The organism is Flavobacterium beibuense (assembly GCF_004151245.1).
GTDB lineage: Bacteria > Bacteroidota > Bacteroidia > Flavobacteriales > Flavobacteriaceae > Flavobacterium > Flavobacterium beibuense_A.
In genome coordinates this window covers 147241-165078 of the sequence record NZ_JUIW01000005.1, presented here as the reverse complement: position 1 = coordinate 165078, position 17838 = coordinate 147241, and the positions used below count along the sequence as shown (strand labels likewise).

Genomic DNA, 17838 nt, shown 5'->3' with positions numbered 1-17838 from the left:
TTTCTTATTAATACTATTTGATATTAGGTATTTCTTACTTTAACCTGGAAGAATACGTTTGGCTGAGTACCTACATGCTCTAGTAAGTGGTACATTCTGTCGTCTTCTTTCAGTTTAGTAACTGTATCCTCTGAGTTATTGATATCTCCAAATACAAGTGCTCCGCTTCCACAAGCTTCAGAACAAGCTGTATAGAATTCATCCTTAGCAACAGGACGACCTTCTCTCTTAGCGTTAAGAATAGTAGCCTGAGTCATTTGTATACAAAGAGAACATTTCTCCATAACACCTCTAGAACGAACGTTAACATCAGGGTTAAGAACCATACGTCCTAAATCGTCATTCATATGGTAATCGAATTCACTGTTCTTGTTATATAAGAACCAGTTGAAACGACGTACTTTATAAGGACAGTTGTTAGCACAGTAACGAGTACCCACACAACGGTTGTAAGCCATGTGGTTTTGACCCTGACGACCGTGTGATGTAGCCGCAACCGGACATACAGTTTCACATGGAGCGTGGTTACAGTGCTGACAGAATACCGGCTGGAATGCTACCTGAGGGTTTTCTGCAGGATCTTCCATTGCACCGAAAGTCTCGATTGAGTCCATTAAGCCTGAAGTATTTTCTTTAAGCTTAACGTCTCCTGCAAATGTATCTTCAGATGAGTAATATCTATCGATACGTAACCAGTGCATATCACGGCTTCTTCTAACCTCTGATTTTCCTACAACCGGTACGTTGTTCTCTGCGTGACATGCAATAACACATGCACCACAACCTGTACAGGCATTTAGGTCGATAGAAAGGTTAAAGTGGTGACCTACTGTACGGTCAAAAGATTCCCAAAGGTCTACTGATGTAGCAGCAACCTCTTTGTGATCTAATGAAACCTGAGGTTGTTCATTCCACTCAGAAGCGTTTTTAGTATTGAATATTTCAAGGGTAGTTTCCTTAATGATATCTCCTCTACCCATTAATGTTTTTTGTAACTGAAGACAAGCAAACTCGTGGTCTCCGTTCCCTTTAGATATTTTAGCACCCTGTAAAGAGTTGAAGTTAGCATACAGTTTGTAAGCATTAACACCTACCTGCATTTCTTTCTTCATTGCAGCCTCACGGCCATAACCTAAAGCAACACCAATTGTACCTATTGCCTGACCTGGCTGTATAATTACAGGTACATTTTCAAGTTTTACTCCGTTTACTTCGATAGTTGCATAGCTACCGTTAAGACCACCGTTAGCTACATTGTAGTTCTCAAGGCCAAGTTTAGCAGCATCAGCTTTAGCAACTGTTACATAGTTATCCCAAGATACTCTTGTAATTGGATCCGGGAACTCCTGTAACCATGGGTTGTTTGCCTGCTGACCATCACCCATACCTGTTTTAGTATAAAGAACAAGCTCAAAATCACCTGCAGTTTTAGCTTTAGCAAGCTCAGAAGCAGCACCACCAAAATCAGCAGCTGCAGCAGTAGCAGACGACGGAGCTGTTTCTGAAACAGAGATACCATCATGAACTAACTGGTTCCAAGACTTCCCGCTAAACCAAGCAGAAGAAGAAGCTTTTAGATAATCGTAGTAAGATTGTGAATTACCGCTCCATGCCAATAAAGCATCCTGAAGCTGTCTCGTTTTGAATAACGGACGTATAGTAGGCTGCATAATGCTGTAAGTACCTTTTGTGATAACTACATCACCCCATGACTCAAGGTAGTGAGGTGCAGCAGCAGCGATAGTTGCTTTTGAAGCTGTTTCATCCTCTTTCATAGAGAATGCAACAGAAAGTTTTACCTTTTTAAGAGCTTCAGCAAAATCAGATCCGTTTGGTAAAGTGTAAACAGGGTTAACACCACTCATGATAAGCGTACTAACGTTTCCTGCTTTCATATCGTTAACAAGTTGAGCAACTTCTTTAGCGTTACCTTTTCTTGTATAACGTGCTTCAGCTGGTTTGAATGCCTCACTCTGTAGTGCAGCATTGATAGCTAAAACAACAAGTTGTGCGTTTACATCGTCAATACCCGTAATAACAACACCTTTAGAACCTGCAGCTTTTAACTGTTGAGCAGCTTTCTTAACTTCGGCAGCATACTTCTCGTTAATTGCAGGAGCATTTACAGACGAACCTGTAACTGCATTGTATAAATGAACTAATGCATATTTCTGTTGAGTAACAGTTAGAGGAATACGCTTATCAGCATTAGAACCTGATAAAGTTAAGTTAGCCTCTATCTGGATATGCTTAGACATTTTACCCTGTTTAGGGATACGTTTGTTTGCATAACCAGCATCATAACCACCACCTTGCCAGTCTCCAAGGAAATCAGCACCAACAGCAACAATTACATCAGCTTGTGAAAAATCATAGTTTGCTAAAGCTCTTTCTCCATATACAGCCTCATAAGCATCAAGTGCTTCTGAAGACGATACCGCATCATAAACAACATGTTTAAAGTTAGGATACTTAGCACCAAACTCAGCAATAAGCTTATCTGTAGACGGGCTCGCCATAGTATTAGTTAATAATACTACCTGGCCTCCGTTTGCAGCCTCAGCTAATCCGGCTTTAACACGAGTATCAACTTCTTCCCATGATGCAGGTTTGCTTGCAATCATCGGTTGTTTTAAACGCATGCTGTCATAAAGTGAAAGCACAGATCCGTAAACCCTTGCATTTGCACTTATACCAGAACCAGACATTCTGTTATTCTCAACCTTAATTGGTCTACCTTCACGGGTTTTGATCAATATGTTTGCAAAATCAAAACCATCCGCTATTGTAGTTGCATAGTAATCTGCAACTCCCGGGATGATTTCCTCCGGTTGAACCACATAAGGAATCGACTTAATAACCGGTCCTTCACATGCTGCAAGTGAAGCTGCAGCAGTACTAAACCCGACATATTTCAAAAAGTCACGACGGCTTGTTGAAGAAGAAGACATTGCCTCTTCGTTACCAAGAAATTCATCAGTAGGAATCTCCTCAACAAACTCATTGTTTCTTAGCGTCTCAACAATAGAACTGTTTTCGTTCAGTTCTTCAACACTTTGCCAGTATTTTTTGTTTGATGCCATGTTGTATATAGATATTAGCTTCTTAAAAATTGATTAATAGTGACATTTACCACACTCTGTACCTCCCATGTTGGCAGCTGTAAGTTTCTGCACACCATATTTCTTAGCAAGTTCGTCGTGGATTTTTTTGTAGTAGTCGTTACCCTCTACTTTTACATTTGTCTCTCTGTGACAGTTAATACACCATCCCATTGTTAATGGAGCATGTTGTTTCATAACCTCAAATGTCTCAACTGGGCCGTGACATTTCTGACATTCAACACCAGCTACAGAAACGTGCTGAGAGTGGTTGAAGTAAACAAAGTCTGGAAGGTTGTGAATTCTAACCCATTTAACCGGTTTGGTTTTACCTGTATATTGTTGTGTAGATTTATCCCATCCTACAGCATCATATAGCTTTTGGATTTCTCCATTGTAGAATTCTTTAGAATACTCAACATAAGTAGAATCTTTACTACCTGTAAACTCAGAGATGTTTTTATGACAGTTCATACAAACATTAAGAGAAGGTATACCCGAAGTTTTACTTACTCTTGCAGAAGAGTGACAGTATTTACAGTCGATACCGTTTTCACCTGCGTGTATTTTGTGAGAGAAGTGTATTGGTTGGATCGGCTCGTACCCCTGATCTACACCTACCTGCATAAGGTAACCGTAAAGGAAGTAACCACCTGTTAAAATTAATAGTATAGTAGTAACAAGAACCAGGAACTGATTTCTTGCATAAGCCTGCCATAATGATATTGTTGAATCCTGCTTTGCAACTTCAACACCGTTTGCAGCAGCAACTCTTCTTAAAGTCCTGTTTACAAGCACAAGCATTACAACAAGAACAATAAGAACCAGCACAAGCGCACCAAGAATCAAATTGTTAGACGCACCACTTTCCTGAACAACAACCTTACCACCCGGAGTATTAACATCCGGAGCAGGAGCAGGAGCAGACGTATATGCCATGATATTGTCTATATCCTGATTTGAAAGCTGAGGAAAAGCAGTCATTGTAACATTGTTGTTATCAGCAAAAAGCTTAACAGCAACAGGATCACCTGACTTAATTAACTCACTACTATTATGAACCCATTTGTAAAGCCACTCACGATCGTGTTTATCAGCAACTCCTCTTAACGCAGGACCTGTTGATTTACCGTCAAGTTTGTGACATGAAGCACAAAGGGAATTAAATAGTTCTTTACCTTTTACAGGGTCTCCGGCACCGGCCGAAGCAGCTGTCTCAGCTTCAGTACCAGCAGCAGCAGTGTCCTGAGCATAAGAAGCGAGTGAGAATGAAAGCGATAAAGCTAAACAGAAAATTAAAATTCTCGAAAACGAAGTATGGTTACCCACTTTTTTCATATTAAAAAATGATTATCGACTTAAATTGGTATAGTTTTTTCAGGTATATTTGAACGTAACAGTATACTTTTTTAAAAACTCCCACAAAAATACGACTTATGACTTATTCTCAAACCTTAAATAAATCTTAAAGCATAATTTATAACAATTCTAAATAAATATATTTCAACACCATATTCTAATTAATCGTAATTTTGCACTCAAACCCTATTCATTATGAGAATTTTAAAAATAAAACACATAAAATTGCTTGCAGTTTTTCTTACTTTTTATTCGCTTGAAACTGTGGCACAACAGCAGGAAAATACCATTTCTCAGGACCCGAAATTTGAACAATTATTAAGCGAAAAAAGAAAACTTAACTCCAATACCGACCTTAATGATCGATACAAGATTCAGATCTTTTACGGAGAGAACGATAAAGCCAGAAAAACGCTTTCCGAATTTAAAAGAGAGTTTGAAAATATAGACGGCACAATTATATTTGAGAGCCCAACATACAAGGTATGGGTAGGCAGTTTTAAAACCCGAATAGAAGGTGAAAGAAACCTTATAACGATTAAAGAAAAATACCCTTACGCCTTATTGATTAAGCCAACGAAATAAGTTAAAATATACCCAATAAAAAAGCCCCGCGATGCGGGGCTTTTTGTTAATTATTCTTAATGCTTATTTAAGCGTCTTTTTAACTTCCACTTCCTGGAATGCCTCAATAACATCATAAACCTGAATGTCGTTGTAGTTTTTAATCTGCATACCACAGTCATAACCTTTAGACACCTCTTTAACGTCATCTTTGAAACGTTTAAGTGTAGAAAGCTCACCTGTGTAGATTACAACACCATCCCTGATAAGACGTATTTTAGAGCTACGGAATATCTTACCATCTGTAACCATACATCCGGCAATAGTACCCACTTTAGATATCTTGAATGTTTCACGAATCTCGGCAGTACCGGTAACCTCTTCCTTAAGTTCAGGAGAAAGCATACCTTCCATAGCATCCTTAACATCATCAATAGCATCATAGATAATCGAGTAGTTTCTGATATCGATTTCCTCTTTTTCAGCAAGCTGCTTAGCACCTCCCATAGGACGTACGTTGAATCCGATAATAATCGCATCTGAAGCCGAAGCAAGCAATACGTCAGATTCTGTAATCGCTCCTACACCTTTGTGTATGATATTGATCTGGATTTCTTCCGTTGAAAGTTTTGAGAATGAATCTGAAAGCGCCTCAACCGAACCATCCACGTCACCTTTAAGGATAATGTTAAGCTCTTTAAACTGACCAAGTGCAATCCTTCTTCCAATCTCGGCAAGAGTAATATGCCTTTGTGTACGAACAGCCTGCTCACGAAGTAACTGAGTACGCTTAGCAGCAATTTGCTTAGCTTCTTTCTCGTCTTCAAACACGTTAAACTTATCACCTGCTGTTGGCGCACCATCAAGACCCAATATAGATATTGGCGTAGATGGCCCTGCCTCTTTAATATTATTACCACGCTCATCCTGCATAGCTTTCACTTTACCGTGATGCTTACCGGCAAGAACATAATCTCCTACTTTTAATGTACCACCCTGTACAAGAACTGTTGACACATAACCCCTACCTTTATCAAGGAAGGCTTCTACAACAGTACCTACAGCCGGTTTATTAGGGTTAGCTTTAAGATCTAATATCTCAGCTTCTAATAATACTTTTTCTAATAGCTCTTTTACACCTATACCTGTTTTTGCAGAGATATCGTGTGATTGTATTTTACCACCCCAATCTTCTACAAGTAGGTTCATACCTGCAAGTCTCTCCTTAATTTTCTCCGGATTTGCAGTTGGCTTATCTACTTTATTTATCGCAAATATAATTGGCACACCCGCAGCCTGTGCGTGGTTAATTGCCTCTTTAGTTTGCGGCATGATGTCGTCATCAGCAGCAATAACAATAATTGCGATATCGGTAACCTGAGCACCACGTGCACGCATCGCGGTAAACGCCTCGTGACCCGGTGTATCAAGGAATGCGATTTTCTGACCGCTTTCAAGAGTTACTCCATAAGCACCAATGTGCTGTGTTATACCTCCCGACTCACCTGCAATTACATTTTCTTTACGAATGTAGTCAAGTAACGATGTTTTACCGTGGTCTACGTGACCCATTACCGTTACAATAGGAGCTCTGAATTCAAGATCCTCGTCTTTATCTTCAACAACCTCTTTTGCTTCTTCAATATCGGTTGTAATAAATTCTACTTCATAACCAAATTCATCAGCAACAATAGAAAGTGTTTCTGCATCAAGACGCTGGTTCATGGTAACCATGATACCTAAAGACATACATACAGATATTACCTTAGTAATAGGCACATCCATCATGGTAGCAATCTCACCTACGGTAACAAACTCGGTCACCTTAAGCACTTTGCTTCCTTCTTCTAGCTGTCTTTGTTCATCATCAGTACGCTGACGGTGCGTTTCACGCTTGTCTCTTCTATATTTTGCAGCCTTAGATTTGCTTCCTTTACCCTGAAGTTTTTCAAGAGTCTCCCTGATTTGGTTTTTAACCTCTTCTTCGGTAGGCTCTACCTTATTAACAATAGCCTGGCGTTTGTTTTTGTTGAAATCTTTGTTTCCAAATTTCGGTCCGCCCTGGCCTCCTGGTCGGTTACCGCCTTGCCCTTGGTTCTGTCCGCCCTGGTTTTGTCCACCCTGACCCTGACCTTGCCCCTGAGGCTTAGTAGTAATCCTTTTTCTCTTGTTTTTGTTGTTGTTGTTGTTACCCTGACCCTGGTTTTGTCCGCCCGGTCTGTTATCTTTCTTAGGCTCTTCTTTTTTCTTTTTAGGCTTATTGAACTGAGAAAGGTCAATAGTTTGCCCTGTAAAAGTGGCACCCGAAAGTTTTTGGTATTGGGTTTTAATCTTATCGTCTTCCTGAGCAGCAGGAGAATCTGTCTTTGCAGTTTCAGCTTTAGGAGCCTGAGGTTCCTGCTTTTTCTCCGCTTTAGGCGCTTCCTGTTTTTTCTCCGCTTCCGGTTGCTTAGGAGCCTCCGGAGCTTTTTTCTCTTCGGCTTTTTCTTCCTTAACTTCCGCTTTAGGAGTTTCGGCAGGTTTCTCTTCCTTAGCTACCGGAGTTTCGGTAGCTTTAGCAGGTGCTTCTTCCTGTTTTGGAGCCTGAGGAGTGTCTGAAGGTTCTTCCTGAGCTTTTTTAGGATTAAGGTCTATTTTTCCTACTGCAACCGGGCCTGATAATGATGCTTTTGCACGCACTACCTCCTGTCTTTGTTTCTCTTCTTCCTGTTTGCGCTTTTCTTCCAGTTCACGCTCCCTCTCCAGCCTCAAAGCCTCCTTCTCCTTCTTTTTCTCTTCACTCACCTCAAGAGAAGCCTCTTTCTTGCTCTGGTCGGCAGAGAACTGTCTTTTAAGCGCCGAATATTCCTCGTTGGATATCTTGGCATTAGGACTTGCATCAATAGCATGCCCCATGTCCTTAAGAAACTCAACAGCCCTGTCCAGCGAAATGTTTAATTCCCTTAAAACTTTATTTATTCTTATTACTCTATCTTCAGACATATAATCTTTTTAATATTATCTTTCCTGGTTGTATTTGTTGTTATACAATAGTATTAATCTTCAAACTCTTCTTTCAATATTCTTATCACTTCAAGAACTGTTTCTTCTTCCAGGTCTGTCCTTCTTACAAGGTCTTTCACATCCTGGTTAAGCACGCTTCTTGCAGTATCAAGTCCTATTTTAGCGAACTCTTCAATAATCCATCCTTCAATTTCATCTGAGAATTCTGTTAATTCAACATCCTCATCTTCAAGATTACCTTCACGTATAACATCAAGCTCATATCCTGTAAGCAACCCGGCAAGCTTAATGTTATGACCACCTCGGCCAATAGCCTTAGACACCTCTTCTAGTTTCAAGAACACCTCTGCAGATTTTTTATCCTCATCAATTTTGATTGAAGACACCTTAGCAGGGCTAAGTGCTCTTGTTATATAAAGCTGTGTATTAGTAGTATAGTTAATTACATCTATATTTTCGTTACCAAGCTCGCGAACGATTCCGTGAATTCTTGAACCTTTCATACCCACACAGGCACCTACAGGGTCAATTCTGTCATCATAAGAATCTACAGCCACTTTCGCTTTCTCACCCGGTATTCTTACTACTTTCTTAACAGTAATAAGTCCGTCAAACACTTCCGGAATTTCCTGCTCAAATAATTTCTCAAGGAATTTCTCAGATGTTCTTGACATAATGATTTGCGGCTTATTACCTTTAAGCTCAACATTTTCGATTATACCGCGAACGTTATCTCCTTTTCTGAAGAAGTCAGACGGGATTTGTTTTTCTTTAGGCAGAACGATTTCGTTACCCTCATCATCCACCAAAATTACAGCTTTTGGTCGAACATGGTGCACTTCTGCCGTATAAATATCCCCTATAAGGTCTTTAAACTGCTTATAAAGGTTAGTATTATCGTGTTCGTGTATCTTAGAAATAAGGTTTTGACGCAATGCAAGTATAGCCCTGCGGCCTAACTGAATTAGCTTAACCTCTTCAGAAACATCTTCACCAACTTCAAAGTCAGGCTCGATTTTTCTTGCTTCAGAAAGGGAAATTTCCTGGTTAGGGTCCTCTACCTCACCATCGGCCACCACCACACGGTTCCTCCATATTTCCATATCCCCTTTATCAGGGTTAATGATGATATCAAAGTTATCGTCAGAACCATATTTTTTCTTTAGTGCATTCCTAAATACATCTTCCAGGATCGCCATTAGGGTAACACGATCTATCAGCTTATCATCTTTAAACTCTGAAAACGAATCGATTAATGCAATATTTTCCATGCCAACTCTCTTATTTTTTTAAAATTTTATTACAACAACTGCTTCTTTTATGTCTCCATAAGGAATTTCCGCTTTTTTCTCAACGGTTTCTTTCCCTTTACCTACTTTCTTAGGTTCTCTTGCCTTCCATTCCAGCACAATATGCTCGTCGTTGGCATCGGTTAATTTTGCCTCGATTTCTTCATGTGCGGTTTTCACCTTAAGCGTCCTTCCAAGATTTTTTCTATACTGTCTGATATTTTTTAATGGACTGGTTGCACCGGCCGAAGCCACCTCAAGTGAAAAATCCTGTTCTTCCCTGTCAAGGTTATGCTCTACCGCCCTGCTAACATCAATACAGTCCTGCAGGTTTACACCATTATCACCATCCAGTATAACACTTATTTTGTTAGAATCGCTTATGGAAAGATCTATAAGAAACAGTGAAGGGCGCTCTTCCAGCGCTATGTTCACCAGTTCAGCAACTTTCTCTTTAAATGTCATATTCGTATAAAAAGAGGGGACTCCTGTCCCCTCATTATTTAGTTTTTTAATAAATAACTGTGCAAATATACTAATTTTTTTATATATTGAAAATCATTGGATAATGTAAATTTATTCAGTACCTTTATTGTATTAATTTTCCAACCAAATTTTAGTTAATAATTTACACATATGAAAAGAATTTTAGTTCCTACCGACTTCTCTGATCACGCCGAGTATGCCCTAAAGGTTGCCGCACAAATTGCACGCAAAAACAATGGCGAGATATACCTTTTACACATGCTTGAAATGCCGTCTCACATTAGCAACGACGGTATTGGAGAAAGTAACGCAGTAGGCAGCAGCAGCGACATTCCTGAAGTTATGTTCTTTATGGAAAAAACACGCGAGCGTTTTCAGGAAGTGCTAAACGAGCCATACCTGCAGGGAATAAACATAGTTGAAGCTATACAGTTTGAAAAAGCTTTTGACGGTATTATATCTCACAGCAAAAAACACAACATCGACCTTGTTGTAATGGGTTCTCACGGAGCTAGTGGTTTCAGAGAAATGTTTATTGGATCTAACACCGAGAAAGTAGTTCGTACATCAGACATCCCTGTACTTGTTATTAAAAAAGAAGAAGGTGATTTCAACCCGCAAAACTTTGTATTTGCATCTGACTTCTCAAGCGAAATCAAAAAACCATTTAAAGATGTAGTAGCATTTGCAAATGCTTTTGACGCTAACCTGCACTTGGTATTTGTAAATACTCCAAACGATTTTAAATCTACGCACGCAGCAGAAAAACTGATTCATGACTTTGCTGCTGAGGCAAATATTAAGAACGGATATACTACACATATATATAATGATATTAATGTTGAGAAAGGAATTCTTCACTTCTCAAACAAAGTAAATGCAGACCTTATAGGTATGTGCACACACGGAAGACAGGGACTTGCCCACTTCTTTAACGGAAGTATCAGCGAAGATTTGGTTAATCACGCAGTAAGACCGGTTGTTACCTTTAAAATATAACACCAAAGATTATATACCAAAAAGCCACCCTGTAGGGTGGCTTTTTAATTTTATACAAAGAAAAACACAACTTAAATATAACAATAAAAAAAGCCTCTCAGAATCTGAGAGGCTTTTTGTTGGTCTACTAGGACTCGAACCTAGAATGACTGAACCAAAATCAGTAGTGTTACCATTACACCATAGACCAATGTTTGGTGCTTGATTGCGGGTGCAAATGTAGCACATAAATTCATTTTTGCAAATTTTTATTTCAAAAAATATGAAAAAAAAATTTTCTGCGTTAGTACCTGTAGAAATACCCTTTTACAAACAAACTGATAACCAACATTAAACACCTTATGGACGATTTTTACTTTAAAAAACGGAATTTAATTTTAGGCTGGATTTCTTTTGCAATTGCACTTACGGTTTACACTTTAACAGTAGAACCCACAATGAGTTTTTGGGATTGCGGTGAATATATCTCCACTTCAGCCAAATTACAGGTAGGCCATCCGCCGGGAGCACCTTTCTTCCAGATTACAGGAGCCTTTTTTGCCATGTTTGCTTCCTCAAAGGAAAATATAGCACTAATGGTAAACATGGTTTCGGCAGTTTCGGCAGCATTCGCTATACTTTTTATGTTTTGGTCTACTACCCTGTTGCTTAAAAATATCGTTTCGTCGTTCACTACTATCAATAAAAGTAATACTATAATGATTTTAGGCAGCGCCTTTACAGGCAGCATGGCACTAACCTTCTCTGACACCTTTTGGTTTAACGCTACCGAAGCCGAGGTGTATGCAATGGCATCACTGTTTATATCATTATTAATATGGGCAGGACTGCGCTGGGGCGAAGAAATGCACACCTCCAGAGGAAACAGATGGTTATTAATTATCTGTTTTCTTGTAGGAATATCCTTCGGTGTTCACTTTCTGGCCCTGTTAACCATTCCGTCAATAGGGCTTATATATTATTTTAAAAATTATAAAAAAGTTACCATAAAGAATTTTATCATCGCTAATATAGCCATAGTAGGTATACTGTTTTTCGTTTTCAAATTCCTTATGCCATATACCATGGCCTTATTTGGCAAAACAGAAATCTTTGTGGTAAACACATTCGGCTTACCGTTTAACTCAGGCACCATACTAATGGCAATACTAGTAGTTGCCTTATTTTATTTGGGATTACGTTATACAAGGCAAAAAGGCTTTGCACTATATAATACAGCCATATTAGGCACCTTGTTTATGTTTATAGGGTTTTCCAGCTGGATAATGCTATCGGTACGATCAAATGCAGGCGTAGTTATAAACGAAGTACCTCCTACCGATGCAGCCGAACTTTTAGCGTACTATAACCGTGAGAATTATGGCGAGCAAAAAGTATTTTATGGTCCGTTATATACAGAGGCTTATGCGGGTCTTGACCCTAAAACTCCTTTTAAGGACGGAAAGCCAAATTATGAACGCGACTATAAAACCGGCAAATATGTTGTGGTAAACAATTATAAAAATGCCGTACATAACACCAATAGTGAACACAATACTATATTACCACGTATGACAAGCGATAAGCATGCTACCAACTACATGGCTTATACTGCCCCACCTAAATTCAGGATTAACCCTAACTACGACTTTACTCAGGACTTACCTAAATACGGCATTAATCCAAACACTGTTACAGAAGCTGAAGCCCTGGAAGCTATAGCACAGATAAAAAATCAGCTTAGTGATGTTATAACCCAGTTTAAGACCGCATATAACAGAGGTGACATAGACAACAAGGGATATGACGAATTCCTTAAAGCCTATAAAGATTACTTAATAGTAGAAAAACCATCTTTTAGCCAGAACATGCAGTTTATGGTTGAGTACCAGTTTGGGTATATGTTTTGGCGCTACCTGATGTGGAATTTTGCAGGCAAGCAAAACGACATGCAGGGTGAAGGCGATTTCATTAACGGGAACTGGCTAAGCGGATTTACTAAAATAGACGAAGCCAGACTAGGCCCGCAAAGCCAACTTACAAGCGACATGCTTAACAACAAGGGGCGCAATGTATATTACTTTATACCTTTTATATTAGGGATACTCGGTTTTGTATTTCATGCCCGTAAAGACCCTAAAAGCTTTTACGTGCTTTTGGTCCTTTTTGTATTCATGAGTTTTGCTCTTAAGGTGTTCCTAAATGAAAAACCCTATGAAGTAAGGGAAAGGGACTATGTAATGGTTGGTGCTTTTTATGTTTTTGCCATATGGATTGCCATGGGTGTATACTCTATTTACAATATCCTGCAAAAGCAAATGAGTCAAAAAATCACAGTTCCGTTAGTATTAGGTATTGCTCTTTTAAGCACACCGGTGCTTATGGCTACCGAAAACTGGGATGACCACGACCGTTCAGGCAGAGATACCGCACTGGTTATGGCAAAAGCCTATCTGGACTCCTGCGATCCTAATGCCATATTGTTTACATCGGCAGATAATGACACCTTCCCGTTATGGTATGCTCAGGAAATAGAAGAATTCCGTACCGATATAAAAGTAGCCTGTACCACCTACCTGCCTGCCGACTGGTATATAGACCAGATGAAACAAAAGACATATAAGGCTGACCCATTGCCAATCTCTCTTGAACACAAGCAGTATGTAGACGGCACCCGTGATTTTGTTTTATACGTACCAAGAACCGAAGAACGTATAGACGTAAGCGACTTCATGGAATTTATAACCTCTGATGACGAACGCGCTCAGGTAGAGCTAACCAACGGGCATATGTCTAACTACTACCCGACAAACAAAATACGCATTCCTGTAGACAGGGAAGCCGTTATTAAAAACAAGGTAGTATCGCCGGATCTTTATGATTCCATTGTTCCTTACATAGATATCGACCTGCCTAAAGAAGCTATATTTAAGCATCACATTGTAATGCTGGACATCATAAGAAACAACAACTGGGAACGACCTGTTTATTTTTCAGGAGGAAGCCTTAAGGATGAAGATTATTTATGGTTAAAGGACTACCTGCAACTTGACGGAATGACCTACAAGCTTATCCCCGTTAAAACTCAGGTTCAAAAAGACAAACCTATAGATATAGGCCACATTGATGCAGAAAAAATGTTTGACACGGTTATGCGTTGGGACTGGGGCAGCAGCAATAAAAAAATATATCATGACCCTGAAACCAGAAGAAACAGTATTACCTACAGAAAAAACCTTGCCCGACTAACCGACACTTTATTGGAACAGGGTAAAACAGGCAAGGCGAAAGTAATAATAGACCTCGCGGTTACAAAACTCCCCGTAAAAGATTATGGATATTATTACATGTCGGAGCCTTTTGCCGAAGGCTATTATAAGGTTGGCGAAAAAGAAAAGGCCAGGGAGCTGCTCTCAATACTTATAAAAAAACAGCAGGAACAGATAACCTTTTACAACTCGGTTGATGTTCCGGGAGATATAGAAGGGTATTACAACCTACTCCAAATGGCAAAAGAAAACGGAGACACCGAATTTTACGAAAAACAACTACCCGCCTTTGACCGCTATTATAAGATGATGGCGCGGTTTATACAGGATAACGGATAGCACAAAAGTTTTAAAGGCGGCAATTGCAATAATTGTCGCCTTTTTACTTTATAATAATCATTAAAATGAAATTGCTTACATTACCTTTAAATAAAAAATAGTTTCTTTGCATATATAAATTTCGGAATCCTCATAACCGCATGATGACATTTAACTTTAAAAAATGGAATACCATTTTGGGCTGGACGGTTTTTACCATTGCCCTTGTTGTTTATTCATTAACCGTAGAGCCTACCCTTAGTTTTTGGGATTGCGGCGAATACATACCAACAGCAGCAAAACTTGAAGTAGGCCACCCTCCCGGAGCACCTTTGTTCCAAATGGTAGGTGCCTTTTTTGCAATGTTTGCAACAGCACCAGATAAGATTGCCCTAATGGTAAACATGGTATCGGTGGTATCAAGTGCGTTTACAATATTGTTTATGTTCTGGTCACTAACTATGTTACTAAGAACACTGCTTGAGAGATTTTCTGAATTTAACAACAATAATGCTCTTATGGTATTAGGTAGTGCCGCCGTAGGTTCACTTGCCTTTACTTTTACTGATAGTTTTTGGTTTAACGCTACCGAAGCCGAGGTTTATGCAATGGCTTCTCTGTTCATATCGTTACTGTTATGGCTGGGACTACGCTGGGAACAGGACATGAACACACCTAGAGGAAACAAATGGCTACTTATTATTTCATTAGTAGTTGGTTTATCTTTTGGTGTTCACTTTATGGCACTCCTTACCATCCCTGCCATTGGATTTATATACTACTTTAAAAACTATGAAAAGATTACGGTTAAGAGCTTCATTATAGCAAACATAGTTATTGTTGCCATACTTTTATTCATATTCAAGCTATTATTACCATATACCCTTGCCCTATTTGGTAAGACAGAAATCTTTATGGTAAACAAAATGGGACTTCCGTTTAACTCGGGTACCATTTTCATGGCATTGCTAATTGTAGCCCTTTTCTATTTCGGACTTAACTATACACGTAAAAACAATTATGCTTTAGCAAACACATTAGTACTTTGTGTACTTTTTATATTTATAGGCTTCTCTACCTGGATGATGTTACCTATACGTGCTAATGCTAATGTTGTTATTAACGAGAACAGGCCTTCGGATGCTGCCGAGGTACTTGCTTACTACAACCGTGAGCAATATGGTGAGCAAAAGTTATTCTATGGCCCAATGTTCTCTGATACTTATGCCGGACTTGACAAGGAAAACCCTTATGAGGACGAAAAGCCAAACTACCAGAGAGATTACAAAAAAGGCGAATATGTAATTGTAAATGACTATGAAAATGCCAAACAAAATACCGATGACAACCACAAAGGCTTTATGCCAAGGATGTGGAGCACTGAACATGCAGTTAACTACATGAACTTTACAAGGCCGCTTGATTTCAGGATAGATCCTAACTACGACTTTTCTCAGGACCTTGTACAATATGGACTTCCTTTAGACCAGATGAGTGACGAGGAAGTAGGAAAAGCTATGGCACAGGTTCGTGATGAACTTCAAAACGTAATAACCCAATTCAAGACAGGCTACCAGCAAGGAAAAATGGATCTTGAAGATTACGACCGATTTCTAAAAAACTACAGCCAGTACCTTATTATAGATAAGCCATCGTTTGCCGACAACATGAAATTCATGTTTGAATACCAGTTTGGATACATGTATTTCAGGTATTTTATGTGGAACTTCTCAGGAAGGCAAAACGATATTCAGGGACGATATGACAACTATGATGGCAACTGGATGAGTGGCATTAAAGTAATTGATGAAGCACGATTAGGCTCTCAGGATAACCTGCCAAGCGATCAGCTTAACAATAAAGCCCGAAATTTCTACTACCTGCTTCCGCTTATATTAGGACTTATAGGCTTAGCTTATCATGCATCAAAAGACCTTAAGAGTTTTTATGTATTATTAGTTTTATTCCTGTTTACGGGCTTAGCTCTTAAAATATATCTTAACGAAAGACCTTTTGAACCAAGAGAAAGGGATTATGCCCTTGTAGGTTCATTCTATGTTTTTGCCATTTGGATAGGCTTTGGAGTATATGCCATATACGACAGTATTAAAAAATTCCTGGCCCCAAAAATTGCAGGACCGATTGTTCTTGCCATTACCATGCTTGCAGGACCTGTATTACTGGCATCAGAAAACTGGGATGATCACGATCGTTCAGACCGTTATACTGCGCTTGCCATGGCAAAAGCGTATCTTGAGTCGTGTGACCAGAATGCTATACTGTTTACCATAGGGGATAATGATACCTTCCCGTTATGGTATGCACAGGAAGTGGAAGGCATAAGAACCGACATAAGGATTGTAAACACCAGCCTTTTCATGACCGACTGGTACATTGATCAAATGAAGGCTAAAGCCTACGAATCGGAACCGTTGCCTATTTCCTTTACACACGATCAGTATGTACAGGGAACAAGGGATTATATGTTCTTAGACAGAAGAACCGATAAGCGTTTGGACATAAATGACTTTATGGAGTTTATAGCCTCAGATGACCCTAGAACAAAAGTGGAGCTTAGAAACGGGCACATGATAAACTACTTCCCTACTAACAAGATAAGACTTAATGTAGACCGTGAGTCGGTTATCAAGAATAAAATTGTAGCTCCTGAACTGTATGATTCTATCGTTCCTTATATCGATATCGACATCAAAGGAGACGCTTTATACAAAAACCGCCTATTGATGCTGGACCTTGTAAATAACAATAACTGGGAGCGTCCTATTTATTTTACAGGAGGAAGCTTTGGCGATGACGATTACCTTTGGATGAAAGATTACCTGCAACTGGATGGTATGGTATTTAAACTTATTCCGGTAAAGACTCCTATACCTAAAGAAGGAAGCTTACTGGATATGGGTAATATTGATAGCGATAAGATGTATGATATTGTTATGAGCTGGGATTGGGGTAACAGCGAAAGCCCTGAGATTTACCATGATCCGGAAACGCGTAAAAACAGTATTACTTACCGTACTAACCTGGCACGCCTTATGGAAAAACTTATGGCTGAAGGCAAAAATGAAAAAGCGAAGAACATTGCCGATCTTGCCATGACTAAAATGCCGGTAGAGTACTTTAACTACTACACGCTTTTAGAGCCTTATGCAACAGCTTACTACAAATTGGGTGAAAAGGAAAAAGCGCAGGATCTGCTTAAAAAGCTTATCACTAAATATCAGGAGAACCTGACATTCTATAAAGGGTTAGCCGCAAGTGAGCAAAACCATATTGTAGTAGATATTATTACAGATATTGAGCGCTATCGTAGCCTGTTACTGATAATGAAAGATGAAGGCGACCTAGAGCTTTATAGCAAGGAAAAACCTGTATTTAACAAGTACAACAAAATGTTTGAAAGGTTTGAGCGTGACAACGAGGAATAAGTAAATATATATTCTTAACTTTAAG

General features: G+C 39.2%; 9 protein-coding genes and 1 tRNA gene. 4 read left to right on the top strand and 6 right to left on the bottom strand.

Going from position 1 to position 17838, the window contains the following annotated elements:
- Positions 1-23: 23 nt before the first annotated feature.
- Entirely contained in the window at positions 24-3083 is a 3060-nt protein-coding gene (locus NU09_RS08220; RefSeq protein WP_129750798.1) for a TAT-variant-translocated molybdopterin oxidoreductase, read from the bottom strand.
- 33 nt (positions 3084-3116) lie between these two features.
- Positions 3117-4439: a c-type cytochrome gene (locus NU09_RS08215; protein ID WP_129750797.1), complete on the bottom strand. Its 1323-nt coding sequence runs from the start codon at positions 4437-4439 to the stop codon at positions 3117-3119.
- A 216-nt stretch (positions 4440-4655) separates the two neighbouring features.
- Between NU09_RS08215 and NU09_RS08210 the strand changes: the two genes are divergently transcribed.
- A complete protein-coding gene (locus tag NU09_RS08210) occupies positions 4656-5045 on the top strand; it encodes an SPOR domain-containing protein (protein WP_129750796.1) in 390 nt (129 codons plus the stop codon).
- A 63-nt stretch (positions 5046-5108) separates the two neighbouring features.
- Here the strand turns inward: NU09_RS08210 and infB are convergent, their stop codons facing one another.
- The 3 genes from infB to rimP are packed head-to-tail and all read right to left on the bottom strand — an operon-like array spanning position 5109 to position 9781.
- Positions 5109-8006 carry a translation initiation factor IF-2 gene (gene infB / locus NU09_RS08205; RefSeq protein WP_129750795.1) on the bottom strand — a complete coding sequence of 966 codons (2898 nt, stop codon included), beginning with the start codon at positions 8004-8006 and terminating at the stop codon, positions 5109-5111.
- Positions 8007-8059: 53 nt separating this feature from the next.
- Positions 8060-9298 carry a transcription termination factor NusA gene (nusA, locus tag NU09_RS08200; protein ID WP_129750794.1) on the bottom strand — a complete coding sequence of 413 codons (1239 nt, stop codon included), beginning with the start codon at positions 9296-9298 and terminating at the stop codon, positions 8060-8062.
- A gap of 18 nt (positions 9299-9316) precedes the next feature.
- Positions 9317-9781: a ribosome assembly cofactor RimP gene (rimP, locus tag NU09_RS08195; RefSeq protein ID WP_129750793.1), complete on the bottom strand. Its 465-nt coding sequence runs from the start codon at positions 9779-9781 to the stop codon at positions 9317-9319.
- A 171-nt stretch (positions 9782-9952) separates the two neighbouring features.
- On the opposite strand from rimP, the gene NU09_RS08190 reads away from it, so the two are divergent.
- Positions 9953-10801 carry a universal stress protein gene (locus tag NU09_RS08190; protein ID WP_129750792.1) on the top strand — a complete coding sequence of 283 codons (849 nt, stop codon included), beginning with the start codon at positions 9953-9955 and terminating at the stop codon, positions 10799-10801.
- 119 nt (positions 10802-10920) lie between these two features.
- Here the strand turns inward: NU09_RS08190 and NU09_RS08185 are convergent.
- Positions 10921-10991 (bottom strand) — tRNA-Gln (locus NU09_RS08185).
- Between the two features lie 151 nt (positions 10992-11142).
- Here NU09_RS08185 and NU09_RS08180 point away from each other — a divergent pair.
- Both NU09_RS08180 and NU09_RS08175 read left to right on the top strand, forming a co-directional pair.
- Positions 11143-14388: a DUF2723 domain-containing protein gene (locus tag NU09_RS08180; RefSeq protein ID WP_129750791.1), complete on the top strand. Its 3246-nt coding sequence runs from the start codon at positions 11143-11145 to the stop codon at positions 14386-14388.
- Positions 14389-14528: 140 nt separating this feature from the next.
- Positions 14529-17813: a DUF2723 domain-containing protein gene (locus NU09_RS08175; RefSeq protein WP_129750790.1), complete on the top strand. Its 3285-nt coding sequence runs from the start codon at positions 14529-14531 to the stop codon at positions 17811-17813.
- The last annotated feature ends 25 nt before the right edge of the window (positions 17814-17838 follow it).

Excerpts from the sequence above, each read along its gene's own strand:
- rimP (WP_129750793.1), bottom strand. The coding sequence starts at position 9,781 with ATGACATTTAAAGAGAAAGTTGCTGAACTGGTGAACATAGCGCTGGAA.
- NU09_RS08220 (WP_129750798.1), bottom strand. The coding sequence starts at position 3,083 with ATGGCATCAAACAAAAAATACTGGCAAAGTGTTGAAGAACTGAACGAA.
- NU09_RS08190 (WP_129750792.1), top strand. The coding sequence starts at position 9,953 with ATGAAAAGAATTTTAGTTCCTACCGACTTCTCTGATCACGCCGAGTAT.
- infB (WP_129750795.1), bottom strand. The coding sequence starts at position 8,006 with ATGTCTGAAGATAGAGTAATAAGAATAAATAAAGTTTTAAGGGAATTA.
- NU09_RS08180 (WP_129750791.1), top strand. The coding sequence starts at position 11,143 with ATGGACGATTTTTACTTTAAAAAACGGAATTTAATTTTAGGCTGGATT.
- nusA (WP_129750794.1), bottom strand. The coding sequence starts at position 9,298 with ATGGAAAATATTGCATTAATCGATTCGTTTTCAGAGTTTAAAGATGAT.
- NU09_RS08175 (WP_129750790.1), top strand. The coding sequence starts at position 14,529 with ATGATGACATTTAACTTTAAAAAATGGAATACCATTTTGGGCTGGACG.
- NU09_RS08215 (WP_129750797.1), bottom strand. The coding sequence starts at position 4,439 with ATGAAAAAAGTGGGTAACCATACTTCGTTTTCGAGAATTTTAATTTTC.
- NU09_RS08210 (WP_129750796.1), top strand. The coding sequence starts at position 4,656 with ATGAGAATTTTAAAAATAAAACACATAAAATTGCTTGCAGTTTTTCTT.